Origin of the sequence: Ensifer sp. Root31, from assembly GCF_001424825.1 — a bacterium.
GTDB lineage: Bacteria > Pseudomonadota > Alphaproteobacteria > Rhizobiales > Rhizobiaceae > Ensifer > Ensifer canadensis.
Genome location: NZ_LMCO01000007.1, coordinates 50,812 through 73,904, shown reverse-complemented (window position 1 = coordinate 73,904; position 23,093 = coordinate 50,812). Strand labels below are relative to the sequence as shown.

Here is a 23,093-nt window from a genome sequence, read left to right as displayed (position 1 = left end):
TCCAAAAGGTCGGTTGAAAGGGTGACCGTTTCGCCCTGAAGCCCACTAAATTGAACATCTGTCATTTCATCCTCCCTGCCGGCACGGATGTACGAGACGCCTCTTGGGGCGCAGACGGACGAACCGGCCCTTGCTTAGTTCAGTTGCACCGACAGCTTGTCGATGGTTCCCGTGAACTGAAATGGCACCTGGTAATCCCCGTCCTCGACGCCAGTGCGGGTATCGACGCCGACATCGAAGGTCTCGTCAATCGTCATGAGGAAGGGCACGGTGTTTGCGACCTTTTGACTGGCGACTTCTTTGCCGTCGACGTTCAGGACTCCGCTGCCGCCCTTGCCGGGGCCGCCACCATCGTATTTGAAGGTAAAGACGATGGTATGCTTGCCCGGAGTGAGCGCGTCCTGGCCTTCCCAACGGAATTTTTCCAGTGCCAGAAGGTTGTAAAGGAAGACCGGCTTGCCCTTCAGCAGGTAGAGCCCGTACCCGCCGAAGCGACCGCCTTGGGTGACCAGCATGCCATCGCCGCCGCCTTGCGGCACGTCTACCTCAGCCGTGACAGTGTAGCTTTTATTGACGATGTCGGGCGCGTTTCCGGATGGAAGACCGGATATTTCGCCTGAGTACGTAAACAAGGTTTTTCCGGCCGTGGCACTCGGGCGGGGTGCGAGAACGCGCTGGAGAAAGTCGTTGTCGAGCGGAAACACACCATACTTCGCTGCCTCGACGAGGAACAGTTCCTTCAACTCCTGAAGCTTGTCAGGCATCTTGGCCGCGAGGTCGTTGTTCTGCGAATAGTCCTCGTTGAGATTGTAGAGTTCCCAGGTGTAGCCATTGACCACTTCGGGCATCTTACCCAAACCGAGCAACCACGGCGCAAGCGGCGGCGTTGTGGATGCCATCCAGCCGTCGTGGTAGATGGCGCGGTTGGCCAGCATTTCGAAATACTGCGTCGTACGCCGAGACGCAGTATTGGCGTTCTCCTTGTCCCAGCTATAGGCCATGGAAACGCCTTCAATCGGCTTCTGCGCCACGCCGTTGACCATCACGGGAGCCTGAATGCCGGTCGCCTCGAGGATCGTCGGGACGATGTCGATCAAATGGTGGAATTGTGTGCGGATTCCACCGGCATCCTTGATACGGGCCGGCCAGGCCATGGCCATGCCTTGCCGGGTGCCGCCAAAGTGCGATGCCACCTGCTTCGTCCACTTGAATGGGGTGTCGAAGGCCCAGGACCACGCCACCGACATGTGCGGCTGGGTCTTGTCCGAACCCCAGACATCGTAATATTTCAACTGTTCCTTGACCGGAACATTGATGCCTTCGATCGCGGCCAGGTCGAACGGCGTGCCAACGGTGGAACCTTCGGCACTGGTACCATTGTCGCCTTCGATGTAGATGACGAGCGTATTGTCGAGCTTGCCCAAATCGTCCACCGCCTGGATCACCCGTCCGATCTCATTGTCGGTGTAGGCCACATAGGCGGCATAGACTTCCGCCTGGCGCGCGAAGAGCTTCTTGCTGTCGGCGTCGAGCGTATCCCACTTGGGCAGATCGTTGGGCCACGGCGTCAGTTGGGCGTTCGCCGGAATGACGCCCAGCTTCTTCTGATTGGCGAATATCTGGTCGCGCATGGCATTCCAGCCCATGTCGAACTTGCCCTTGAACTTATCGACCCATTCCTGGGTTGGATGATGGGGGGCGTGGGTGCCGCCCGGCACGTAATAGAGGAAGAACGGCTTATCAGGCGCAACGACGCTGAGTTGTCGCATGTAGCCGATCGCCTCATCCGCCATGTCAGTCGTGAGGTTGTAGCCGGGCTTTCCGATCCATGGAAAAATCTGTGTGTGATCGCGGAACAGGTAGGGTGTCCACTGGTCGGTCTCGCCGCCCATGAAGCCATAGAAGTATTCGAAACCCATCCCAGAGGGCCATTGGTCGTAGGGGCCCGCCAAGCTGTACTGATAGCTCGGCGTGTTGTGGTTCTTGCCGAACCAGGACGTCGCATAGCCGTTGTCTTTCAGGATTTCACCGACGCTGGCGTTATCGAGACCGAGGATGGAATCATAACCTGGATAACCGGTGGCCTGCTCGGAGATCACACCGAAACCCACGGAGTGATGATTGCGGCCGGTAATCAGAGCCGCGCGCGAGGGCGAGCAGAGCGCCGTCGAGTTGAACTGGGTGTAGCGGAGCCCCGCCTGCGCGATCCGGTCCAATGCAGGCGTGGGGACAACACCGCCGAAGGTACCAGGGACACCGTAGCCCGCGTCGTCGGTCATGATCAAAAGGATGTTCGGCGCGCCTTTTGGGGGCACGATCTGCGGCGGCCAATAGGGCTTCGAGTCTTTCGCGCTGAGCCCGATCGCACCACCGAATGTCGGCGGGGGGTTGGGGAGATATCGCCCGTCGACCGTCGTCGTGGCATCCGGGTTGCCCGGTGTGCCGGTGATCTGTTGTGCGCTCGCCGCACCAAACCCCATCAGGATTGTGATGATGGCGGTCGATGCAATCGCGGTCGATTTCATGCTACGCATGTCAACACCCTCCCCTCGTGGCAGCTCCGTCCGAGGGCGGACGCGCACTGCACCATTTCGATCTCGCTCGGCGGCCATTCCATACTGAAGAAAGGTTCGATCGGACTGTAGAGACGTAGGACTGTGCCCTTGGTCGCCTTGGGCACGGCCGGCAACATCGGCGGAGCTTTCAGAATCGGCACCTTGATTATTTCAGCGATGACGCTTCTGAGCAGGACGACGTGACGGCAGTGATTGCAGCGAATGCGAGCAACCGGACGGCGTCATTGATGCGCCGCTTGGATCAGTCTTCCGGATGTGGCGGAATACTACCACACAGATTGCGCTCTTGATACTGACTCAACCGCTCACGACCCGGCGTGGCTCGCCCCCGACCGTCGAGTAGCCGGGTGAAAGGCAGCGGCAGCTTTTGGCCGATACCGTTGAAAAACACCCCCGATGTGAAGTGGCTCAACGTCGGCGAGATATTAAGTTATCAGTTGCAAAAGCAGCGAAGGCGAACTTAGGAAGCCGCCAACAAAGAGGCCAACGAATCCAAGAGCTAGCGCTCCGACAAGTCCATGGTTCTCCCAGCCAGTCGAAGCTCCCACCGCTGTCGCTGCGACGATGATCGACACTGACCATACGATCTTGATGAGCACGACCGTGCGCCGCATGACTGTAGGTTTTTCTTGCGCCATGGCAAAACCAGTTTGTTTCGAAGCCTTTGTTGATTGAATATAATATCGAATTCTCTTTCCACGATAGCCGTGATTGATAGCCATCGTCCCATCCCGGGCCAGTAGCAGCCAAGCCAGCGCCTCTAGCTGTGAACTTTCAGGAGGTTGTCCATTTGGAGCAGATTTAGGAGACTGGAGTTACCACACCTCAGTTTTCCAGGATCGCACCGAATGAACATTCACAAGAATGCCCGACTGACGCCGTTGCATCGAGAGGAAATGGCCGTCGGACAAATCGCCCGCCCTATGAAATCCCCGTAATATCCAGCTCGTGTCCGCCCATGGCAGCCACATCGCCGACCCCCTTGCCCATGAGGATCCGGGCCACCGGGGAAACGTAGGAAATCGATCCGGCCTTCGGGTCCGCCTCGTCCTCGCCGACGATGCGATAGGTCTGCACCCGGCCGTCGTCGCGGCTGAAGGTGACGGTGCTGCCGAAGGCGACGATGTCAGTCGAGGTCGGGGCGGCGACGAGCTGGGCGGTGCGCAGCCGTTCGGCAAGATAGCGCAGGTCGCGCAAGGGGCCGGCCGCCTGCCGCCGGCGCTCGTTGACGTCTTCGATCCCGCTGGTCGCATCATAGGCCGCGCGCGCTTCGCGCTGCTGCTGCTCCAGCACCTTGAGGCCCGCTTCGGTGACAAGGTTGGGATGCGGCGAAACCGGGCGGTCGGGCAAAAGGGTTTCCGCCGCGGTTTCGGCACTTTCTTCCTTGGTGAAGGCAACGCTCACGATCGAACTCCGTTTGGACGCGGCAGGCTCTTACAATGCCTCCGCGCGAAAGCCCACTGTCGGTGAGGCACCGCGCTGGGGATGACAAGAGTAATCGCTGATATTGCCCCATCCGCGGGCGGCGGTCACCCCGCATTATCTGACGTCATCCGCTGGCATGAGGCACTTGGAAACCGGCACCAGGCAGAGGCGCGGATCGGCCATCCATGACAGTCCGAAGCCCGAATGAGTAAGGGCCATCGCCGCACCGGACGCCTCCTCTTGTCCGCAAAACCCGCGACGCGCCTCGCCACCCTTGCAATCAGCGGCTGCCCGCCTTCGCCGCCACGCACCCCATCAGGTGGCGAGCAACGGCCGCATCAATCCCTCCAGCCACTCGGCAAACACCTGGAAGCGACGGGAAAGATGCTGGCGGTGCGGGTAGAGCAGCGCCAGCGGCATCGGCTCGGCGCAATGGCCGGGCATGACCTCGACGAGGTCTCCGGCCTGCAGATGCGCCTTGACGTCATAGGCCGGGATCTGGATGAGGCCGAGATCCGCCAGGCAGCAGGCGATGCTGCCCTCGGCGCTGTTGACGGTAACGCGGCCGGCCATCGCCACGGTCCGTGTCTCGCCACCTTCGATCCACTCCCACTCCTCCACCCGGCCGGTTGAGGGCGACGCGTAGTTGACGGCGAAATGCCGGGCCAGGTCTTCCGGTTTTTCGGGCGTGCCATAGCGCGTGAGATAGCCGGGCTTGCGACATTGACGAGCTTGAGGTTACCGATCGGCCGGGCGATCAGGGCGGAATCACTGCGCGGCCCGACCCGCAACGCGCAATCGACGCTTTCCTCGATCAGGTTCACCGCCCGGTCGGTCATGCCAAGGTCGACGTCGATACCGGGATATCGCTCGAGGAAGCTGGCGAGTTCAGGGCGACGATCAGCCGGCCGATCCGGCTCGGCAGCTCGACGCGCAGCCGGCCGGTCGGCCAGTCCTCTCCCTGGCGAAACAGGTTTTCCGTCTCGTCGACATCGGCGATCAGCCGCATGCAGCGCTCGTAGAAGGCCGCCCCATCCTGGGTCGGCGAAACCTTGCGGGTGGTGCGATGCAGGAGCCGCGTGCCCACCCGGGTTTCCAGCGCCTGCACCGCCGCCGACACCGACGAGCGCGGCATATCCAGCGTGTCGGCGGCGCGAGTGAAGCTGGCGCAGTCGACGACGCGTGTGAAAATGCGAAAAAGCTCGATCCGGTCCATGGTCAGCCGCTTATTGTTCGAGATTCCTGACAGGTTATGTCACGGACGGCGGCTTTATAACAGAGATGCCGACGATATGCTTCGGGTGGAAAGACGGCCGCAGCGGGCGGCCTTCAAGCACCGAAAAGGTTCTGGCCATGACCGATCACAGCATCAGAGGTAAATCCGTTCTCATCGCCGGCGGCGCGAAAAACCTCGGCGGTTTGTTGGCGCGCGATTTTGCCGAACAGGGCGCCCGCGCCGTCGCCATCCATTACAACAGCGCCGCAACTAAGGCCCCCTCCGAGGAGACCGTGGCTGCGATCAAGGCGGCTGGTGCCAATGCCTTCGCCTTCCAGGCCGACCTGACCGGCGCCAGCGCGGTGGAAAAGCTGTTTGCCGATGCCAAGGCCGCGCTCGGTGGCATCGATATCGCCGTCAACACGGTCGGCAAGGTGGTGAAGAAGCCGCTCGTCGACATCACCGAGGCCGAGTATGACGAGATGACCGCGGTCAATTCCAAGTCCGCCTTCTTCTTCCTGAAGGAAGCCGGCAAAAATGTCAGCGACAACGGCAAGGTCTGCACGCTGGTCACCTCGCTGCTCGGCGCCTTCACGCCGTTTTACGCCGCCTATGCCGGCACCAAGGCGCCGGTTGAACACTTCACCCGCGCCGCCGCCAAGGAATTCGGCGATCGCGGCATCTCGGTGACGGCGATCGGCCCGGGGCCGATGGATACGCCCTTCTTCTATCCTGCCGAAGGCGCCGATGCCGTTGCCTATCACAAGACTGCTTCCGCGCTGTCGAAGTTCTCGACCACAGGCCTTACCGATATCGAGGACATCGTGCCTTTCATCCGCTTCCTCGTCTCCGACGGCTGGTGGATGACCGGCCAGACCATCCTCGTCAATGGCGGCTACACCACGAAGTGACCGGCAAAGGGCGGTGCTGGCGCCGCCCGTCGACAGGACAGAAATTTCACAATAGCCTCATAAACGAGCCGCCCTGCTCCGCCGACGGAAGATCGACCGGAGCGGGCGGCCGTTCGACCTGCTGCGGCATCCAACGCCCCGGCGCTTCACGGATGGATTTCATGGCGTCTTTCCTGCCCACGTCGCCTCGCCTGCCTGCGCTGCTCGCCCTTCTCGTCATGCTCCTTCCGCCGCTCTACGCCCGGGCGCAGACGCCGCCGGCCCCCGTGACCGTCGTTCTCACCCATGGTCAGCCAAGCGAGGAGATCGAAAGCACGCTGCGGGCAGCAGCCGCTTCCGGCCGGCCGGTCACCGTCGAATGGCGCGATGCGCCGGACACCGCACCAAAGGCACCGATCGACGCCACCACAGCCGCCGCCACAACGCCTCAGCCCCAGTCGCCCGCGGCCGACGACGCGCTCGAGGGACTATCGGCTCGCTTCGTCAATGGCCTGCAGATGGGCCTGAATGGCACCTCGGCCATCGCTGCCGTCATGGGCGATGTCGCAGCCAGCGTGCGCGCCGAGGGACGGTCTATCCTTTCGGTCACCTCGGTGGCGCTGGCGGCCATTCTTGCCGGCCTCGCCGCCGCCGGCCTGCTCGGCTTTGTCTTCCACCGCCTCATCGGCAGCCATTTCGCCATCGTCGACGTGCTGCACCGCGTGCGCGCTTCGCTGGTGCGGCTGGGTCTCGACATCATCCATCTCGTCATCTTCGCAGGCGTCGCGCATGCGATGCTAAGGTTCTTCCTCACCGCCGGCACTGCCTCGCAAGAGCTGGCCCGCGCGCTGGTAACCGTCGCCGTCACCACGGCCGCCTATGCGGTCTGCGGCCGCTTTCTCTTCGCCCCGTCGCGGCCGCAGACGCGGTTGCTGCCCATCGCCCGGCCACGCTTCCATTTCGCCATGCTGGTTGCCTATGGCGCCATCGGTGCCGTCGTCGGCGCCAGCGTGCGCTTCGCCAACGAGCGTGCCCTGGAGCCCGCCGCCATCGAGGGCTGGTTTCTGATCGGCGTCACCGCAGTGACGTTCCTGAAGCTCTACTGGTTCATCGCCGGCCGCACCGATATCCGCAATCTCTTTGCCGGCGAAGCGCCCGGCGCCGTCCGCCGCGCCATCGCATTCGTCGTTCCCGAGTTCTATGCGCTGAGTGCGCTGACGCTCTGGCTCATGGGCTGCATCGTCGCCGGCAGCCCCAACAGCGCTCAGTGGAGCTTTGCCGGCGGCACGACGCAGGTCATCCTGCTCGGCCTTCCCATCCTCGCCTTCGGCATCCATTCGCTGGCGGGTGCGGCCGCCGATCGCCGGCGCACGCCCGCCTCCTCGCCGCTGCACCTGGCCATCGCCGGCAGCGTGCAGACCGCCCTTGCCGGCGCCGTGTGGCTGATCGGGCTGCATATCATCATCGTGCTGTGGAGGCCGATCATGATCCAGGGCGATACCACCGCCGCCGTCGACTGGATCGTCATTCTAGAGCGCGTCAGCCTTGCCGTCGTCGCCAGCTGGGTGATCTGCAGCTTCCTCTGGCGCAGTTTTGAGGCCTTTGCGCCCACCGCCCGCGTCTCCATGCCCGGCGAGACCGAGGAGGAGGCGCAGATCCATCAGACAAGCCGGCTTTCGACCATCCTGCCGCTGATCCGCAATCTCGTCTTCGGCGGTATCTTCGCCGTCACCAGCCTCGTCGTGCTTTCGGCGCTCGGCATTAACATCGCGCCGCTGCTTGCCGGCTTCGGCGTGCTTGGCCTGGCGCTTTCCTTCGGCTCGCAGACGCTGGTCAAGGATGTGGTATCCGGCATCTTCTTCATCGCCGACGACGCATTTCGCGTCGGCGAATATGTCGACACCGGCAAGCTCAAGGGAACGGTCGAGCGCATTTCGCTCCGCTCGCTGCGCCTGCGCCACCAGAACGGCCAGATCCACACCATTCCCTATGGCCAGCTTCAGGCCGTCACCAACTACAGCCGCGACTGGAGCACGGTGAAGTTCGAGCTGAAATTCGAGCGCGAGGACGATCCGGAAATAATCCGCAAGACCATCAAGAAGGTTGGCCTTGCCATGCTGGAGGACGAGGAGTTCGGGCCGGAGTTCCTGGTACCCTTGAAGATGCAGGGCATCCAGGACGTCACCGAAAACTCGCTGGTCGTGCGGCTGAAATTCACCGCCCGGCCGGGCAACCCCAGCATCCTGCAGCGCGAGGCGATGAAACGGCTGCTGCCCGCGCTGCGCGAGGCCGGCCTCAGCCTCGCCTCCAATGCCGTCACCGTGCGCTCCGGCCCCGGTGGCCTGAGCGACGCCGATGTGGCTGCGGCGAATGCGAGGCTGGCGAAAAAGCCGATCGATCCCGAAGCGGCCGCCGCCGAGACATAACGCTTGTCGCGCAAACGTGCGCAGCGACATGCTGCTAATACACGAGCTTGAAGCGCACCCTGGAAATCGCGGCGCGCCGTGCCACGGCATTTCCTGGCGGAAAACCGCTTCGCACTTTTCCTGGAGATGCTCTAGCCCGAAAGCCCACCCTGCCGCCGTGCAGTCTGCGGCGCATCGCGGCGATCACCGTCAAACAGCGGCCCACCCTGGCGCTCGAGCTCGTCCTGCGCCAGAGTCACCAGCACATCTGGCTGCGCCTCGCCAGCCAACCGGAAAGCGTCGTCGAAGCGCTGCGCCAGCGCGGGGTCAAGACGCTGGAGGAGCCGCGGCAGCCATTTGCCCTTGCCCGACCAGTGGCCGCGCCCGAGCAGCGCCAGGTCGCATAGCGGCTGGTGGAGGGCCGCGGCGATCGCCCGCATTTCCGCCGTCGGCCGCCTATCCCTGAGGTCGTCAAGCAGGTCGGTGATCTGGTAGCGAAGCATGTCCCGCCGCTCCGCCTTGAGCGGACCCGGCCCGCATGAAAGCCTGGCCTTTGCCTCGTTCTGGAGGGCCAGGCCGCGATCGATGTCCCGGCCGACAACTGTTCCGCCTGCGACCATGTCGAGCAGCACGGGATAGCCGCTGGCAAGATCCTGATCGACAAACCAGTTCAGCGTCTCGAAATCGTGGACGAAAGCCTCGACCGGAAATCCGCCGGCGATGAAGCTCTCGCGCCAGGCATTGCTCAAGTGTTCGTGCAGCACCACCAGATCGATATCGGAGGATGGCGTGCCCTCGCCGCGCAGGATCGAGCCGGCAACGATGGCAAACAGCGCGCCTGGATAGCGCTCGTTCAGGATCGTTTCGGCCGTGCGAACCGCCCGCACGCGCTGGGCGGCCGTGGCGTCGTTGTCGGGCAAACCCGCCTGACCGTCTCGTTCCGCGTCCATCATGCCCGTCTCGTCCATACGAAAAATCCCCCCGGGCGGCTGTCATCGCACGGGAGGATTTTCAAAGAAAGGCAGAAGGCTTCGATGCCGCCAGGAACCTGGCAGCGCGTGAGGCCGAGCCGTTACTGCAGCGTGCGGGTCGGCGCCTGGCCGGGCTGGCCGGGCTGGCCGGCGTTCGCCGCAGCACTTGCCGGGTCTGCCGCGTTGCGCTGGCTGTCGAGGCCGGTTGCCACCACCGACACGCGGAAGGTGCCGTCGAGCGTGCGGTCGAAGATCGAGCCGACGACGATGTCGGCCTCGTCATAGACTTCCTCGCGAATGCGGGTGGCCGCTTCGTCGACTTCGAACAACGTCATGTCCATGCCGCCGGAGATCGAGATCAGCACGCCCTTGGCGCCGCGCATCGACACTTCGTCGAGCAGCGGGTTGGCGATCGCCGCTTCCGCCGCCATCAGCGCGCGGCCCTCGCCGGTCGCCTCGCCGGTACCCATCATCGCCCGGCCCATGCCCTTCATGACGGATTTCACGTCGGCGAAGTCGAGGTTGATCAGGCCTTCCTTGACGATCAGGTCGGTGATGCAGCCGACGCCGGAATAGAGCACGCGGTCGGCGATCACGAAGGCATCGGCAAAGGTGGTCTTGGCGTCGGCGATGCGGAAGAGGTTCTGGTTGGGGATGACGATAACGGTGTCGGCCGCTTCGCGCAGGCGCTCGACACCCTCTTCAGCCATCTGCATGCGGCGCTTGCCTTCGAAGCTGAACGGCTTGGTGACGACGCCGACCGTCAGGATGCCGGCCTTGCGGGCTGCCGCCGCGATCACCGGCGCAGCACCGGTGCCGGTGCCGCCGCCCATGCCGGCGGTGACGAAACACATATGCGTGCCGCCGAGGTGATCCATGATCTCGTCGATCGATTCTTCCGCCGCCGCGCGCCCGACTTCCGGCAGCGAACCTGCACCAAGGCCCTCGGTCACATGCGCACCGAGCTGGATCAACCGCGACGCCTTCGACATCGCCAGTGCCTGGGCGTCCGTATTCGCCACGATGAAATCGACCCCCTGGAGCCCTTCGGTGATCATGTTGTTGATGGCATTGCCGCCGCCGCCGCCGACACCGATGACGGTGATCTTCGGGCGCATTTCGGTGATCGTGGGCTTCTTGAAATCGTTCATGGCTTTGTCTCCTAGGGCGAACGCCGCCAAAACAACGGATCGGGGCGAATCGGGCAGCTGTTATTTTAGGAATTGAAAAAAGCCACGGAGAAGGCAAGAGAAAAGGCTGATGCCACTTTCCACACATGATTTGTCATTTGCCGTTCGAGTGGGATTTCAGTCCTTCGCCCAGTTCGTCGTGGCGACCAAATTAATTCTTTTTATCAATGACTTGCTACATTTCCACATAGGCAACCGCCATTTGCCTCGGATCGAGCCGGCGCCACCCTCTTCTTGCTTCAATGGACCGAAACGGCGCGGCGCATCTCTTCCCACTCTATGTCGACAGGGCGGATCGGCCAATACAAGTGCCAATCGGGGGCAAACGTGAACTGCAAATGGCGGCCAGATTTGCCCCTCACCCCAGCCCTCTCCCCGCGTGCGGGGAGAGGGAGAACCGAGCGTGCGGCCCCCTCCAATTCTCCGCACGTCCAATTCCATCCCTCTTGCGGAATGCGTCTCGGCGGGTGCCGCAAAGTCCCTTCTCCCCGCCAGCGGGGAGAAGGTCCCGGCAGGGGGATGAGGGGCGGATCACCGCGATAACCCCGTCCCTCGACGGGCGGTCTAAGCCTCAAAGCTCGGCCGCGCCCGCACCCTTTCCAGCCAGCGCTGGACATTCCTGAGATCTCCCGGCACCTCCATGCCGAAGACGTCGCCAAGCCAGGCGCAGACGCCGGCGGTGATGTCCGCGATCGAGAACTTGTCGCCGGCAAGGAACGGCCGGCCATCGGCAAGCTCCCGGTCGAGCCAACCCCATTTCCTCGGCACCGCCTGCCGCTCGGTCTCGGCGAAGGCGGGAAACTGCCTCAGGCGGTCCTTGAAGAAAGCATCGGAATGCAGCGCGACATTGCCGATGGTGCCAAAAATCACCAGCTCGGCCCGCCGGTTCCACATTTCCACTTTGGCACCGCTGACGGCGTCGCTGCCGAAAAGCTGCGGTTCGCGGTGCGTCTCCTCGAGATAGCGGCAGATGGCGACGCTCTCGGTGATGACGGTGCCGTCATCCAGTTCCAGCACCGGGATCTGGCCAAGCGAATTGAGCGCGAGGAACTCGGGCCCCCTGTGCTCCGCCTTGGCGAAATCGACGTCCACCATCGGCAATTCGATGCCCTTCTCCGCCATGAAGATACGCACCCGGTACGAATTCGGTCCCATGCCCTGATAAAGTTTCATCGCTTCCTCCCATCGGCTCGCACGGCATGATTGCCGCCCCGTCGTGATGCAGCCACTATGCCATACCAGTTGTTTTTAGCAACCAGTTTTATTTAACTATATAGTTTATTTCGAGCCGCGGTTGCGCAAGCCGACTGCGTCAAAGTCGCCAGGCGCAAAGGTAACCCGACTTGAACACCGCCGGGCTCCGTGGACTGCTGCTGCAAACAGGAGCCGCGCATGCAGATCAGAGCCCTGGCCCTTTCGGCTGTCGCGCTTCTCGGCGCCGGCGCTTCCCATGCCGCCCTTGCGCCGAACTATCAGCGCGCCAACGAACTGACCGCGATCATCAGCGCCGTTGCCGCAGCAGTGCCGAAATATCCGATCGACAAGATCATCAGCCAGGGGCGCGACCGCTATACGGTGGTCGCCGGCAAATGCACCGTCATCGCCCACATCGTCGGCCTGCCGGCAGAGCCGGGGCTGGTCGGACCAAGACAGTTCAAGGTGGAGCTCGACAGACCGCGTTGCGATTGATGTTTCTGCCTGCCTGTCGACCCGGCGCAGATGCTGCCGACCGTCGGTCGCGATCGGCGCTTATCCTATGCCCTCAAAGCCGCCAGCTGCTGGCAATCGCGAAGGTCGCTTTCTGTCCAACAGGAATGGCCGTGCCGCCATAGGCCTTCAGTGCCTGCCCGTCCGGCAGCGCCAGCGTCAGCGCAAAGCGTTCGCCCTCGTAGACGCAAGCCTTGACCTCGAGCGCGATGCCGTCGGCGGTGAGCCGCACATGCTCGGGCCGCACCAGCACGTCGCGACGAAGGCCGCTGTCGGTGGAGCCGATCGCCTGGCGGAGCATCGGCCACTCCAGCGCCCTCGGCGCGCCCTCTGGTAGTGGTAGCCTGAGGATCGAGCCGCGGCCGATCAGCCCGCCGACAACACTGCCTTCCGGGCGGGTATAGATTTCCGCCGGCGGCGCCAGTTGCACCAGCCGCCCCTCCGACATCACGGCAACATCGGTCGCCAGCGCCATCGCTTCCGACTGGTCGTGCGTCACATAGACCATCGTTGCGCCGGAGCGCTCATGGAAGATGCGGAAGGTCTCCTCCATCGATTTACGCAGGTGCTGGTCGAGATTGGCGAGCGGCTCGTCGAGCAGCACCACATCGGGCGACGTCACCAGGCAGCGCGCCAGCGCCACCCGCTGCCGCTGTCCGCCGGAAAGGGCCGCAGGTCGGCGCTCGGCATAATCGGTGAGTTTTACCAGCGCCAGCGCCTCGCCGACGCGGCTGCGCCAGGTCTCGCCGGAAATGCCGCGCACCTTCAGGGGATAGCCGACATTTTCCGCCACGGTCATATGCGGCCAGAGCGCATAGGACTGGAACACCATCGCCATGTTGCGCTTTTCCGGCGGCAGCGCCCGCGAGGCATCCGATAGCCGGCGCTCGCCATAGTCGATCGAGCCGTCGGTCGGCTGCTCGAAGCCGGCGATCATGCGCAGCACCGTGGTCTTGCCGCAGCCAGATGGCCCAAGCAGCGCCAGAAACCCGCCTTCGCGCACCGTCAGCGACACGTCGGAGACGGCAGGACGACCGCCGCCGAAATCCTTGGTCAGGTGATTGAGGATCAGTTGCGCCACGGCAGCACGCCTTCCGGTAGATAGTTTGCAAGGGCCTCGAGCGCCGCCATCAGTACCATCACCATGATGACGACCAGCACCGAGAGCGCCGACGCCAGATCGGATGAGCCGCTGTCGTCGAGGTTGAAGATCGCCACCCCCAGCGTCTGCGTACCCGCCGACCACAGCAGGGCTGAAACCGTCAGCTCATTGGCGGCTATCAGAAAGACGAGGATGATCGAAGCGCCCGCCGCCGGCGCCACCAGCGGCAGGATGACGTCGCGCATGCGTCGGAAGAAACCGGCGCCCGACAGCCGCGCCGCCTCCTCCAGCGATGGGTCCATCTGCAGGAAGGCGCTCATAACCGGCTTCAGGCTGACGGCAAGGAACGAGGAGAAATACGCAATCAGGATGATCCAGATGGTGCCGTAGAGCGATACCTTGAGGATCGGCAGCGGCGCTGCAAAGGTGAGGATGAAAGCAACCGCCAAAACAATGCCGGGCAGCGCATAGGGAATCTCGATCAGGATGCCGATCGTGCTTGAAAGCGCACCCTTGCGCCGGTTCATGAGATAGGCGGCCGGCACCGCGACGACGAGCAGCCCGAGCGCCGCCGTGCTCGCCAGGAACAGCGAATTGCCAAAGGCGCTCAGCGTCATCGTCTGGCGAAAGAGAATTTCTTCATAGGCGCGCAGCGAGACGGTCTGAAGGTTGAGCGGCACGCCATAGGCCGGAACCAGCGAGCTGGCGATCAGCGCCGCCAGCGGCGCTACCAACACCAGAAACAGGATCGCCGAAAGCGCCAGTTCGACAGCCACACGAAAGCGCCCGAGCGAAAAGGCGGCGCTGGCGCCGGAAAGGCCGATGATGCGGTAGTCCCTGCCCGCCAGCGCGCGCTGTTGAAGGATCAGCCCGGCGGCCGCGATCACAGCGATCAGGCTGGAGAGCAGCGCGATCTCGCCGAAGGTGCCGGTGCCGAAGCTCGCGAGCCGCGTGTAGATCAGCGTCGGCAGCACCGAAATCCCGGCGGGAATGCCGAGGATCGCCGGAATGCCGAAATTGCCGACGCCGGAGACGAAGGCGATTGCGGCACCGGCGATCAGCCCGGGGGCGGCCAGTGGCGCAACGATATCGAGAAAGACGCGAAACGGCGACGCGCCGGAAAGTCTTGCCGCCTCCACCCCGTCGCGCGGCGACGCAGCCAGCCCCGCCTTCAGCGCCAGGAACACCAGCGGCGCGTGCTGCACCCCGAGAAGCAGAGAGATGCCAAACAGCGAATAGAGCGGCTGCGGGCTGCCGAGCGGCGGTGCGATCCCCAGCGTTTTCAGGAGCGGGCTTGCCGGCCCGGTCATCTCCACCCAGGCAAGGGCCGTCACCTGCGGCGGGATCATCATCGGCAACATGAAGGCAAAACTCAAAAACAGTTTGCCCCTGACATCGGTGAGCGCCACGGCAAAGGCAAAGAGCGCGCCGATCACAAGCGAGATCAGCATGCCGCCTGTCGCCGTCACCAGAGTGTTGCGGATGGCCGCATAGGTCGCAGGCTCGGTCAAGACAGCGATGGAATTGCCATTGATCACTCCCGCAAAGCCGGCTTTGGCGAGGCTGATGAGCGGCAGCGCGCAGAGGAAGAAAAGGCAGGCGAGCACGAAGGGCACCAGCCAGCGCGGCTCGCCGGCGGGCGAAGCACCCGGTCTCGCGCGACCCGACCCTGGCTCGCTTGACCTCACCCGCCCCGGACGCTGCAGCCCCGCAATGGGAAAGCGCAGCCAGCGGTGCCGGCTGCGCATGGTTTCACCCTGTTCGGACATTCAGGCGATCAGTTCGTACCGAAGATGCCGGAGAAGGTCTTGAGGTCGGCGTCGGAATTCTTCACGGCCGAAGCAGCATTGATCGGCAGAACCTTGATCGTCTCGCGCGCCGGATAACCTTCGGGCAGCGCCACGCCGTTGCGTGCCGGGATATAGCCCATCTTCACCGCCGTCTTCTGGCCCTCCACCGAGATCAGGAAGTCGACGAATTTTTTGGCGGCGTCAGGGTTCTTGGCGGTCTTCAGGATGCCGACCGGCTCGGTGACGGCGGAAACGCCCTCGGCCGGGAAGACGAACTCGACCGGCGCGCCCTTGGCCTTCTCGCGGATCGCCATGAAGTCGACGATCATGCCGTAGGCCTTCTCGCCGGTGGCGACCGCCTTCAGCACGCCGCCATTGCCGCCGGCAGCCGTGGCACCGTTTTCGGCCAGCGCCTTGTAATAATCCCAGCCGAGGCCGTCGATGCCGGCAAGCGTCTGGGCGTGGATGAGGGCCGCACCCGAGGTCAGCGGGCTCGGCATCGTCACCAGGCCTTTGGCGTCGGCCTTCGCCAGATCCTGCCAACCCTGAGGCTTCGTCGAGGCCGAGGTGTTGTAGATGATGCCGGTGGTGATCATCTTGGTGGAGTAATAGGCGCCGTCGGCGTCATAGAGCGCCGCGTCGTAGTTGGCCGCTTCCGGCGACTTGTAGGCGAGCAGCTGGCCGGCTTCCTTCAGGCGCTGCATCGTCACGGTGTCGGCGATCAGAAGCACGTCGGCAACCGGGTTGCCGGCCTCGATCTCGGCCATCAGCTTGGCCATCAGCTTCGTCGTGCCTTCGCGCACCCACTCCACCTCGACACTGGGATTGGCCGCCTTGAAGGCGTCGACCGTCGCCTGCGCATCCTCGTTCGGCTGGCTGGTGTAAAGCACCAGGCTCTCGGCAAAGGCGGCGGTGGAAAGCAGCGAAGCGACAAGCGCGCCGGCAACGACGGAAACAAACGATTTCATCGGCATATCCTCGGTTCAAGATGGCGCCGAGCCTTAGAGCCGGTGTTTTACAGGGGTGTGACAGGGCCGCCGGCTGACACACCCTTGACAGCACCGGCAAGCCGCGAAATCGTGCGCCCCAAACGGATGGAGAATTGTGATGGATACTTTGCTGAAAGTGGCCGGCGCTCTGGTCATCCTGGTATCGGCTGGCGCGGCCGTTGCCGTAACCCTGCCGTCCTTCGGCGCACCGGCGGTGATGTGGGCGCTGCAATGGGCGCTTCCGGGCATCGGCATCGGCATCGCCCTTGCCGCCTTCGGCTCGATGCTCGGCCAATTGAAGCGCATTCGCCTTGCCGCCGAGCGCCAGGCCGATCTGTTCCAATCCATTCTGGAACGCCGTCAGCCCGCGAAATAACGGTACCGCTTGCGATCGGCGACGACCCTATCCCGCAGCCATCGGGTGAGACCGTGGGCTCTCGCCGCAGGTCTCTTCGACGTGCGGGAAACACGTCACGCCCATAGACAGGCAAACACGTTTCCAGCTTGGCCGCGGCGAAGATGGCGGCAAGGCTCAAGCGCAACCATCTGCTCACCACCCTTCAAAGGTGCAGCACGCACCCCGCCTGCGGGCCTGCCAGAAAAAATTCGCGAAAAAATCTGCGTCGATGTCACAGGGGCCAATCCTGGCTCGTCATGTAGTCGGAACCAACGAAAGGAAACGGAACCATGACTGCCAAGATCGACCTTTTCGCCGCCGCTCCGCAACTGATGAAGAGCTGGACCAGCGTCTCTATGTCCGTCGCCGCCAGCCTCGAGTCTGATCTCATCGAACTCGTCAAGATCCGCGCATCCCAGATCAACGGCTGCGCCAACTGCATCAACATGCACACCCAGGAAGCGCGCGCCAAGGGCGAGACCGAGCAGCGTATCTACCTGCTGTCGGCCTGGCGCGAAGCCCCCTGCTATTCCGAACGCGAGCGCGCCGCGCTAGGCTGGACCGAGGCGCTCACTCGCCTGTCGGAGGGCCATACCCACGAAAGCGCTCGTCAGGCTCTGCAGAACCATTTCACCGAGGAGGAGCAGGTGAAGCTCACGCTCATGATCAACGTCATCAACGGCTGGAACCGCCTGGCCGTCGGCTTCGGCCTCTGGATCGAGCCGGCAGCGGCAAAGGCAGTCGCCGAGGTCGCCGCCTGATGACGGGCAACGCCCAGCTCGACGCAGCGGCCGGTTTCGACCCGCTGCGTCCGAAACTCATGCGCGTTGCCTATCGCATGCTCGGCTCGGTCGCCGACGCCGAGGACATAGTGCAGGAGGCCTTCATCCGCTGGATGGGGGCCGACCGCTCCGCGGTGCGCGAGCCCGAAGCGTTCCTGCGAAGCACCGTCACCCGGCTCTGTCTCGACCAGCTGAAGTCGGCGCGGCGCCAGCGCGAGACTTATGTCGGCCCCTGGCTTCCCGACCCCGTCGTCGAGGAGGAACCGGAAGAGGACGTCACCCTGCCCCTGATGCTCGCTCTGGAGCGCCTGTCGCCGCTCGAGCGCGCCGCCTTCCTGCTGCACGACGTCTTCGGCCTCAGCTTCGAGGAAGTCGCCGCGACGATCGAGCGCGACCCGGCCGCCTGCCGCCAGCTCGCCGCCCGCGCCCGCACCCATGTCCGCGAGGCGCGGCCCCGCTTCCATGTCGAGCAGGCGCGCGGCGTCGAACTTGCCGAAGCCTTCTTCACCGCCTCGCGCAGCGGCGACCTGAAGACGCTCGGCGCCATGCTCGCCTCCGATGTCAGCATCCACGCCGACGGCGGCGGCAAGCGCCCCGCAGCGATGCGCCCCATCCTCGGCTTCGAGGCGGTTCTCGGCGTGCACGAAAAACTGGCGGTCGCCTTCCGCACGCAGATCTCGACGCTCGTGCGCTCCGGCTTCATCAACGGCCTGCCCGGCTTCGTCACTCGCGAAGCCGACGGCGAACTGCAGTCGACAGCACTAGAGATCGAGGACGGTAAGGTCGTGGCGATCTACATCGTGCGCAATCCCGACAAGCTGGGGCATCTGCACTAAGAGCATTTCCAGGAAAAGCGCGAAGCGGCTTTCCGTCAGGAAATGCTAAAAAACAGAGAGATAGAGCGTTTTCGTCTAAATCGGAAACGTTCTACAGCGCCGCGCGTCTTAGGTCGCTGTAGCACTTTGAATTGCTGCATGTTTTTGTCCTTAAATCGAATAGGATCTAAGGATAAAAACATGCAGTAGGAGTTGTGGATCGCATGCTCGGACGTGGTCACGCCGGCCGATAAATCTGCGCCACCGAGCCCCCCGGAAACGCTGTTGAGCTGATCAGCTTGAGGCGCTTTGGCGGGGCGACGTCAGAGAAGATCGGCAAACCCCTGCCGAGCACCACCGGATGCACCAGCAGGGCGTATTGATCGACCAGACCTTCCGCGATGAGACTGCGCGCGAAGGCGGCGCCGCCGTGGGCGAGGATCGGCTTGCCGTCCCGGGACTTCAACCTGGCGATCTCGTCGGCCAGATCGCCGCTCGCCACATAGGCCTCACTCCAACTGTCCGCGCCGGGCTGCAGCTTCCCCGAATGCGTGCTTCCCGCGTCGGTCCGGGCATCTTCGAGCGCCCTGGTCGCTTCAGCCGCTTTCAGGACCGCCGGCCCTTGTTTTGAGAAGACGGCCTTCGGAATCCGGTTCATCGGCGGCGCGAATACCTGTGTGGAGGTCGGCCAAAATGCCGCCATGTCCTTAAAGGTGCGGCTGCCCATGATGTGTAGGCTGGCGTTCCCCACCGTCTCCACCGACCAGGCAATGGCCTCTTGATCGCCGCTGAACACCCATTCGATTTCGCCCTCGGGCCCGCCGACAAAGCCATCGAGCGACACGGACATCTTCAGGATCAACTCTCTCATTGCTTCTTCCTCACGCTGGTCCGACCCAAGGACGGGCGAGATCAATCGGTTCCGACAATTCGCATTCGCCAAGCCGAAAAAATCTCGACCAACTCCGTGTCGCTTCTTCGGCCTGCGCAGGACGATCGGAATTACCGGTTGAGCGCAACCGGTATGGTTCCTGTTGCCGCGCCTCGGTCACCCACGCCGCCATTGTCCCGTGGCCCGTTAGCGGCTCCCAGGAAGGGCGAAACGATTTCCCGTCAGGAAATGCGTAAAAACAAGGGCTTAAAGCGCAGAAGGCGAATCTGAAAGATCGCGACGTGTATCAATGCATGTCGCGCAAAAGCGTGCAGCGGTGTTGCGGGAAACCGTGTCGTCGCGCGCTCATCGTCTCGGGCCGAGGCCATCGAGCAGGAAGTCGAGGCCTTTCCTGAAAGCACCGTCCCAGTCGTTATCCAATAGCAGACGAGAGCGTTCAATCGTCGGGTAGTGTTCGCTGAGACCTGCAAGGCGCTGCTGCCCGGCGGCCCTGTCCTCGTCCGAGAGGTCGAAGCTCGCCCGAGTGATGGTAGCGCCCATCACATAGTTCCAGAGCGACCATATCGCGACGTTCAAGTCCGCGTCCGAAACACCGGCTCCCGACAGGGTCCTGCTCAGGAGTTCCAGGCGATTGAGCATGTTCGGGCCGAGCGCCCGGCGCGGCAATAGCGATGCCGACCAGGGATGGCGCAGCATGACGGCGCGCCAGTCTTCGAGCATATGAACGACGTCCCCGCGCCAGTCTTGAGCCTCGACCCTATGCGACGGCCCGCGATATTCGAGCACCGCGTCGAGCGCCAGATCAAAGACCTCGTCCTTGTTGCCGACATGCCAATAGAGGCTCATCGCGCCGGCGCCGAGGCGATCGGCCAGCCGACGCATCTTCAATCCGTCGACCCCTTCGGCATCAAGCAGGTCTACGGCGGTCGCCACGATCCGTTCCAGGGAGAGCGGCGCTTCACTGCGTGGCTCCTGCACAGGCTGGAGTGACGCAGCCTTCCGCTGAGGCCGTTTGCTCTGAGTGCCGCTGCGTTTGGCTGCCATCGTTTTTCCTTGCTGATCAGAGCGTCGTTTTAAGCCGACAATCCGCCGAATGTCGATCCTGACCAATTGACGCGTACGTTGTACGATGCAATTTAATCGTACAACGTACGAGTCAATCGCATCGGCAATGCGTTCAAGTTCAATCCTGCAGGCCGTGAGCGTCGGTTGCTCACGGTCCTCTCGGAGCCAAGAGAAAATCATGTCACGCGACAGCAAGCATCTGCTTATCGGAGGGCTAATCATCATGAGCATGGCAGTTCCCACTGCGACGACAGCGAATGAGAATGATCTCAAGCTGACCATCGTCAATCCGCAAAACCTCTACGACCCGACGCCGAACGGCTACAGCACGGCGGTGATCGTGCCCCGTGAAGGCCGGGTTGCCTACATCTCCGGACAGGGCGGCCAGGACAGCACCGGCGCCCTGTCGCCCGACTTTGCCGTCCAGGTCAGGCAGGCCTACGCAAATCTGCGCACCGCCCTCGATGCGCTCGGCGCCAAACCGGATCAGGTCGCCAAACTCACGGTCTTCGTGGTCGATCACGACATGTCCAAGCTCGAGGTCCTGACCAAAAACGTCAAGGAAATGTTCGGCGCGTCCCTGCCGGCGCAGACGCTGATCCCCGTCCCCAAGCTTGCCATCGACCCCATGCTCTTCGAGGTCGAAGCCGTCGTCATGCTGAAATAGCGGCGGCGACGCATGAGGCGCGATTGGCAACTGTGTGAGCGGATACCAATGGGTACTTACGGGGACCGTCGTCGCGCCAACAGGCACGCAACTGCTCTAAGAGGCGCGTCTGCGGAGATTCTTCCATGCTTCAGCGCGCGCTCACGTCGTCGCGCCGTTTACGGCCCAGCAATGCCGGGACGTCAGGCTGCACGCCGGTCGCAAAGCGATCGGCGTCAAACTTGCGAGTCGATCGGCAGGAGTTTCACGAGGTCGGCGATGAGCCGCCGGCGGAATCCCGTTTCGGGCTCGTCGCCGTAGCTGACGATCTCGCCGTCCCGCACCGTCTTCCAGACGATCGCGCCATTAGGATCAAGGAAGACGTGGTAGCTGTTGGCGGGCGCGACGCCGGTCGCCATATAGGCCGTCAGCCTCGAGGCAAGCTCCGAACTCTCGATATACAGGCCGGCTTCCGTGTTGATTACCGCGGATCGCGGGTCGAGGTTGAAACTGCCGATGAACACGGCCTTGTTGTCGAAGACCATGGCCTTGGTGTGCAAGGCCGCCCGCGACCGCCCGGAATGGTGCGACCAGCCTGACCGGAATGCGTCGGTGTCCGCGCGCAGTTCGTAGAGCTCCAGGCCGTTCTCGAGAAGGCGCCTGCGGGTCTTGGCATAGACCGAATGCGCGGCGATCTGGTTGTTCGAAGCGAGCGAGTTGGTCAGCACGCGCACCCGAACATGGCGCTCGTGCAGCGCCTTGACGATCGCCTGCGCCCCGGCGGGCAAGGCGAAATAGGGCGCCTCGACGAGCAGTTCCTCCTTCAACTCGGTGACCCGCCCGCGAATGAAGGCGGTAACGTCGTCGGCCGCCTTGCCGCTGGCGATTGCTTCCGGGTCGTCGGCGATGATCCGCCCTGGCGCCCACACGAGACCGTCGCGCAGCTCGGCGCTCCGGGTCGCCAGCTCGCCGAGATCCTGGTCGATCGGATAGGGGTATTCGGCGGCGGCAATCTCCTGGCGCAAGCGGGTCAGAATGGCGTCGAGATCGGCGGCGCCATAGGTGCGCTTGACGATGGTCGCGATCGGCCTCGTCGAGGCGCTGTTCCAGTATCGGTCGAACACCCCCGACAGATCGTCCACAACGGGCCCGACCGCCAGCACATCCAGATCGCGAAAATTGGCGACGGTGTTCACGCCATAGTAGTCGTCGCCGATATTGCGGCCGCCAACGATCGCCGCCGAATTGTCGGCCACCATCAGCTTGTTGTGCATGCGGCGGTTGACCCGGCGGAAGTCGACAAGGAAGTCTAGCCTGGACCACCTCCGGTTCTTGGTCGGGTTGAACAGACGGATTTCGACGTTGGGGTGGGCGTCGAGGGCAGCTTTGACCTGATCACTGGCCTTGTAATAGGGATCGTCGACCAGGAGCCGCACCCTGACCCCGCGATCGGCCGCCCGCATCACCCGGTCGACGATGATCCGGCCGGTTGTATCGCCGTCCCACACATAATACTGCATGTCGAGATGTTTCTCGGCCAGGTCGGCCAGCGCCAGACGCGTGATGAAGGCATGTCGCGCCTCGCTCAAGAGGCTAAAGCCGGAGAGGCCAGGATGCGCGGCAGCGGCCGGGCTGAAGAACTGGCTCAACCGGGTTAACGCGGTATGCTCGAACCCCGTCATGGCCTTCATCTCTGGTTAGCGGCGGCGGCGCCTAACGCATGTCGCGCAAAAGTGCGCCGCGGTTTTGCGATAACGACATGCGTAAAAACAAGAACTTAGAGCGCGGCAAGCGAATCCTAGAGATTGCTACGCGCTTTAGCCCTCTTCAAGAAGCTTCATGATCTCCGCCTTCATCGTCGCGTCGTCTTGGGAGGCGAGAATCGATTGATGTAGCCGGTTTTGCGCAGATCGAATTCGACCAATCCACGTCGCCAGAGTTGACCAATCTCGGTATCGACACGTCGGCAGTCGACCCAGTCATCGCTCTGGACGCACCCAATTTGGCGTCAGGGAAAATGCGCCAATGGACAGTGGGCGCGGCATGTTTTCCCCGTCTATATTGGGCTGAAACGATAACACGGTTCAGATGCAATGTCGTCACCGTTCACTGTGGGCGGTGCGAGCGAGGGTGCCGACTGGGGGATGATGGCGATTCGCGGCTGGCGATCGTCGTGCAGCGAAGGTGACGGGATCACGCGGCGAGATCAATGCGCTTGCTGAGCGAGGCCTCGGC

General features: G+C 63.2%; 19 protein-coding genes and 1 pseudogene. 7 read left to right on the top strand and 13 right to left on the bottom strand.

Features of this window, described 5'->3' with window-relative positions; genetic code table 11:
* Positions 1–134: 134 nt before the first annotated feature.
* The 4 genes and pseudogenes from ASD00_RS09160 to ASD00_RS09145 form a co-directional block, all read right to left on the bottom strand.
* Positions 135–2,525, bottom strand: a complete 2,391-nt coding sequence (locus ASD00_RS09160; protein WP_025427517.1) for an arylsulfatase — start codon at positions 2,523–2,525, stop codon at positions 135–137.
* A 476-nt stretch (positions 2,526–3,001) separates the two neighbouring features.
* On the bottom strand, positions 3,002–3,298 hold the full coding sequence (locus ASD00_RS09155; protein WP_225906314.1) for a hypothetical protein: 297 nt from the start codon (positions 3,296–3,298) through the stop codon (positions 3,002–3,004).
* A gap of 199 nt (positions 3,299–3,497) precedes the next feature.
* Positions 3,498–3,980: a transcription elongation factor GreA gene (greA, locus tag ASD00_RS09150; protein WP_025427518.1), complete on the bottom strand. Its 483-nt coding sequence runs from the start codon at positions 3,978–3,980 to the stop codon at positions 3,498–3,500.
* Positions 3,981–4,316: 336 nt separating this feature from the next.
* Positions 4,317–5,217 (bottom strand): annotated as a pseudogene (locus ASD00_RS09145) (LysR family transcriptional regulator).
* 137 nt (positions 5,218–5,354) lie between these two features.
* Here ASD00_RS09145 and ASD00_RS09140 point away from each other — a divergent pair.
* Positions 5,355–6,128 carry an SDR family oxidoreductase gene (locus ASD00_RS09140; protein ID WP_057206216.1) on the top strand — a complete coding sequence of 258 codons (774 nt, stop codon included), beginning with the start codon at positions 5,355–5,357 and terminating at the stop codon, positions 6,126–6,128.
* Between the two features lie 161 nt (positions 6,129–6,289).
* Complete coding sequence (locus tag ASD00_RS09135; protein WP_025427520.1) at positions 6,290–8,533, top strand: mechanosensitive ion channel family protein; 2,244 nt, start codon at positions 6,290–6,292, stop codon at positions 8,531–8,533.
* Between the two features lie 131 nt (positions 8,534–8,664).
* On the opposite strand, the gene ASD00_RS09130 is transcribed toward ASD00_RS09135, so the two are convergent.
* The 3 genes from ASD00_RS09130 to ASD00_RS09120 all read right to left on the bottom strand — a co-directional run bounded on the left by ASD00_RS09130 (position 8,665) and on the right by ASD00_RS09120 (position 11,846).
* Positions 8,665–9,480 (bottom strand): nucleotidyltransferase domain-containing protein, encoded by an 816-nt coding sequence (locus ASD00_RS09130; protein WP_234907742.1) that lies wholly within the window; start codon positions 9,478–9,480, stop codon positions 8,665–8,667.
* Positions 9,481–9,584: 104 nt separating this feature from the next.
* Positions 9,585–10,634, bottom strand: coding sequence for a cell division protein FtsZ (gene ftsZ, locus ASD00_RS09125; protein ID WP_025427522.1), 1,050 nt, complete (start codon positions 10,632–10,634; stop codon positions 9,585–9,587).
* Between the two features lie 603 nt (positions 10,635–11,237).
* A complete protein-coding gene (locus ASD00_RS09120; protein ID WP_057206215.1) occupies positions 11,238–11,846 on the bottom strand; it encodes a glutathione S-transferase family protein in 609 nt (202 codons plus the stop codon).
* 219 nt (positions 11,847–12,065) lie between these two features.
* On the opposite strand from ASD00_RS09120, the gene ASD00_RS09115 reads away from it, so the two are divergent.
* Positions 12,066–12,362 carry a hypothetical protein gene (locus ASD00_RS09115; protein ID WP_025427525.1) on the top strand — a complete coding sequence of 99 codons (297 nt, stop codon included), beginning with the start codon at positions 12,066–12,068 and terminating at the stop codon, positions 12,360–12,362.
* Between the two features lie 73 nt (positions 12,363–12,435).
* On the opposite strand, the gene ASD00_RS09110 is transcribed toward ASD00_RS09115, so the two are convergent.
* The 3 genes from ASD00_RS09110 to ASD00_RS09100 are packed head-to-tail and all read right to left on the bottom strand — an operon-like array spanning position 12,436 to position 16,240.
* Complete coding sequence (locus tag ASD00_RS09110; protein ID WP_025427526.1) at positions 12,436–13,461, bottom strand: ABC transporter ATP-binding protein; 1,026 nt, start codon at positions 13,459–13,461, stop codon at positions 12,436–12,438.
* Positions 13,449–15,251, bottom strand: coding sequence for an iron ABC transporter permease (locus tag ASD00_RS09105; protein WP_025427527.1), 1,803 nt, complete (start codon positions 15,249–15,251; stop codon positions 13,449–13,451). The genes ASD00_RS09110 and ASD00_RS09105 overlap by 13 nt, the downstream gene beginning before the upstream one ends.
* Positions 15,252–15,259: 8 nt before the next feature.
* Positions 15,260–16,240 carry an ABC transporter substrate-binding protein gene (locus ASD00_RS09100; RefSeq protein WP_025427528.1) on the bottom strand — a complete coding sequence of 327 codons (981 nt, stop codon included), beginning with the start codon at positions 16,238–16,240 and terminating at the stop codon, positions 15,260–15,262.
* 139 nt (positions 16,241–16,379) lie between these two features.
* Between ASD00_RS09100 and ASD00_RS09095 the strand changes: the two genes are divergently transcribed.
* The 3 genes from ASD00_RS09095 (at position 16,380) to ASD00_RS09085 (ending at position 18,276) form a co-directional block, all read left to right on the top strand.
* A complete protein-coding gene (locus ASD00_RS09095) occupies positions 16,380–16,637 on the top strand; it encodes a hypothetical protein (RefSeq protein ID WP_025427529.1) in 258 nt (85 codons plus the stop codon).
* Between the two features lie 311 nt (positions 16,638–16,948).
* Positions 16,949–17,419, top strand: a complete 471-nt coding sequence (locus ASD00_RS09090) for a carboxymuconolactone decarboxylase family protein (RefSeq protein ID WP_025427530.1) — start codon at positions 16,949–16,951, stop codon at positions 17,417–17,419.
* A complete protein-coding gene (locus ASD00_RS09085) occupies positions 17,419–18,276 on the top strand; it encodes a sigma-70 family RNA polymerase sigma factor (RefSeq protein WP_025427531.1) in 858 nt (285 codons plus the stop codon). Before ASD00_RS09090 ends, ASD00_RS09085 begins: the two co-directional genes overlap by 1 nt.
* Before the next feature lie 217 nt (positions 18,277–18,493).
* Here the strand turns inward: ASD00_RS09085 and ASD00_RS09080 are convergent, their stop codons facing one another.
* The gene (locus tag ASD00_RS09080) at positions 18,494–19,126 is read right to left on the bottom strand and encodes a dihydrofolate reductase family protein (RefSeq protein WP_057206213.1); all 633 of its coding nucleotides are present in this window, start codon (positions 19,124–19,126) and stop codon (positions 18,494–18,496) included.
* Positions 19,127–19,492: 366 nt separating this feature from the next.
* Positions 19,493–20,191, bottom strand: a complete 699-nt coding sequence (locus ASD00_RS09075) for a TetR/AcrR family transcriptional regulator C-terminal domain-containing protein (protein ID WP_025427533.1) — start codon at positions 20,189–20,191, stop codon at positions 19,493–19,495.
* A 199-nt stretch (positions 20,192–20,390) separates the two neighbouring features.
* Here ASD00_RS09075 and ASD00_RS09070 point away from each other — a divergent pair, with 199 nt between their 5' ends.
* Positions 20,391–20,879 carry a RidA family protein gene (locus ASD00_RS09070; protein ID WP_025427534.1) on the top strand — a complete coding sequence of 163 codons (489 nt, stop codon included), beginning with the start codon at positions 20,391–20,393 and terminating at the stop codon, positions 20,877–20,879.
* A gap of 215 nt (positions 20,880–21,094) precedes the next feature.
* Here ASD00_RS09070 and ASD00_RS09065 read toward each other — a convergent pair whose 3' ends face one another.
* Positions 21,095–22,540, bottom strand: coding sequence for a phospholipase D family protein (locus ASD00_RS09065; protein ID WP_158268924.1), 1,446 nt, complete (start codon positions 22,538–22,540; stop codon positions 21,095–21,097).
* Positions 22,541–23,093: the final 553 nt, after the last annotated feature.

Excerpts from the sequence above, each read along its gene's own strand:
- ASD00_RS09080 (WP_057206213.1), bottom strand. The coding sequence starts at position 19,126 with ATGAGAGAGTTGATCCTGAAGATGTCCGTGTCGCTCGATGGCTTTGTC.
- ASD00_RS09075 (WP_025427533.1), bottom strand. The coding sequence starts at position 20,191 with ATGGCAGCCAAACGCAGCGGCACTCAGAGCAAACGGCCTCAGCGGAAG.
- ASD00_RS09105 (WP_025427527.1), bottom strand. The coding sequence starts at position 15,251 with ATGTCCGAACAGGGTGAAACCATGCGCAGCCGGCACCGCTGGCTGCGC.
- ASD00_RS09115 (WP_025427525.1), top strand. The coding sequence starts at position 12,066 with ATGCAGATCAGAGCCCTGGCCCTTTCGGCTGTCGCGCTTCTCGGCGCC.
- ASD00_RS09140 (WP_057206216.1), top strand. The coding sequence starts at position 5,355 with ATGACCGATCACAGCATCAGAGGTAAATCCGTTCTCATCGCCGGCGGC.
- ftsZ (WP_025427522.1), bottom strand. The coding sequence starts at position 10,634 with ATGAACGATTTCAAGAAGCCCACGATCACCGAAATGCGCCCGAAGATC.
- ASD00_RS09100 (WP_025427528.1), bottom strand. The coding sequence starts at position 16,240 with ATGAAATCGTTTGTTTCCGTCGTTGCCGGCGCGCTTGTCGCTTCGCTG.
- ASD00_RS09155 (WP_225906314.1), bottom strand. The coding sequence starts at position 3,298 with ATGGCTATCAATCACGGCTATCGTGGAAAGAGAATTCGATATTATATT.
- ASD00_RS09090 (WP_025427530.1), top strand. The coding sequence starts at position 16,949 with ATGACTGCCAAGATCGACCTTTTCGCCGCCGCTCCGCAACTGATGAAG.
- ASD00_RS09120 (WP_057206215.1), bottom strand. The coding sequence starts at position 11,846 with ATGAAACTTTATCAGGGCATGGGACCGAATTCGTACCGGGTGCGTATC.
- ASD00_RS09070 (WP_025427534.1), top strand. The coding sequence starts at position 20,391 with ATGTCACGCGACAGCAAGCATCTGCTTATCGGAGGGCTAATCATCATG.
- ASD00_RS09065 (WP_158268924.1), bottom strand. The coding sequence starts at position 22,540 with ATGACGGGGTTCGAGCATACCGCGTTAACCCGGTTGAGCCAGTTCTTC.
- ASD00_RS09095 (WP_025427529.1), top strand. The coding sequence starts at position 16,380 with ATGGATACTTTGCTGAAAGTGGCCGGCGCTCTGGTCATCCTGGTATCG.
- ASD00_RS09135 (WP_025427520.1), top strand. The coding sequence starts at position 6,290 with ATGGCGTCTTTCCTGCCCACGTCGCCTCGCCTGCCTGCGCTGCTCGCC.
- ASD00_RS09130 (WP_234907742.1), bottom strand. The coding sequence starts at position 9,480 with ATGGACGAGACGGGCATGATGGACGCGGAACGAGACGGTCAGGCGGGT.
- ASD00_RS09085 (WP_025427531.1), top strand. The coding sequence starts at position 17,419 with ATGACGGGCAACGCCCAGCTCGACGCAGCGGCCGGTTTCGACCCGCTG.
- ASD00_RS09160 (WP_025427517.1), bottom strand. The coding sequence starts at position 2,525 with ATGAAATCGACCGCGATTGCATCGACCGCCATCATCACAATCCTGATG.